This window comes from Wolbachia endosymbiont of Glossina morsitans morsitans (genome assembly GCF_000689175.1).
Classification (GTDB): Bacteria; Pseudomonadota; Alphaproteobacteria; order Rickettsiales; family Anaplasmataceae; genus Wolbachia; species Wolbachia pipientis.
Genome location: NZ_AWUH01000080.1, coordinates 1 through 984, shown reverse-complemented (window position 1 = coordinate 984; position 984 = coordinate 1). Strand labels below are relative to the sequence as shown.

General features: G+C 37.3%; 1 pseudogene. It reads right to left on the bottom strand.

Features of this window, described 5'->3' with window-relative positions:
* Positions 1-36 precede the first annotated feature (36 nt).
* A pseudogene (locus WGMM_RS01810) lies at positions 37-984 on the bottom strand (excinuclease ABC subunit UvrA); the annotation flags it as partial.

Below are 984 nucleotides of genomic sequence, written 5' to 3'. Positions count from 1 at the left end.
AATATGCAACCTAGCCTAATATAATTAAGAAATAGTTTATAATAAATACGTTTTAAGATACCTGCCTGTAACACTTTCTGGAATTTTTGCCACTTCTCCTGGAGTTCCAGTAGCAATCACTTCTCCGCCTTTTATTCCGCCCTCTGGTCCGATGTCTATTATATAATCTGCAGTTTTTATAACGTGCAAATTGTGCTCGATAACTATAACAGTGTTTCCCAGATCGACTAATCTATGGAGTATTTTTAGTAAGTTATTTATATCTTCAAAGTGTAATCCGGTTGTTGGCTCATCAAGAATATACAATGTTCTTCCGGTAAATCGTTTTGATAGCTCCTTGGATAGCTTTATTCGTTGTGCTTCACCCCCAGACAGCGTTGTTGACGACTGTCCGAGTTTTATATAGCCAAGCCCCACTTCCTGCAAAGAAATCAACTTTTCTTTTACCATTGGAAGGTTTTCAAAAAAATCACAAGCTTGATCTATCGTCATATCAAGGACATCAGAGATTGATTTTTCTTTATAAGTAACTTCCAATGTTTCCCGATTATACCTTCGCCCTTTACACTGCTCACACTTCACATAAACGTCCGGTAGAAAATGCATCTCTATCTTTAAGTGCCCATCACCTTTACAAGCCTCACACCTTCCCCCTCTGGTATTAAATGAAAACCGGCCTATATTATATCCCCTTGCTTTTGACTCCGAAAGACCTGCAAACCAATTTCTTATATGAGTGAACATACCAACATATGTTGCTGGATTTGACGCAGGAGTTCTACCAATTGGCGACTGATCGACTTCTATAACTTTATCTATATATTCAAGGCCTTCTATTCTATCACACTGACCATACCTTGCAGACGAATGATGTATCTTATGTGCTGAATATTTATATAACGTTTCTATGACTAAACTTGATTTTCCCCCTCCTGATATTCCAGTAACACAAATAAGATTCCCTATAAGAAATTTAACGTTTAC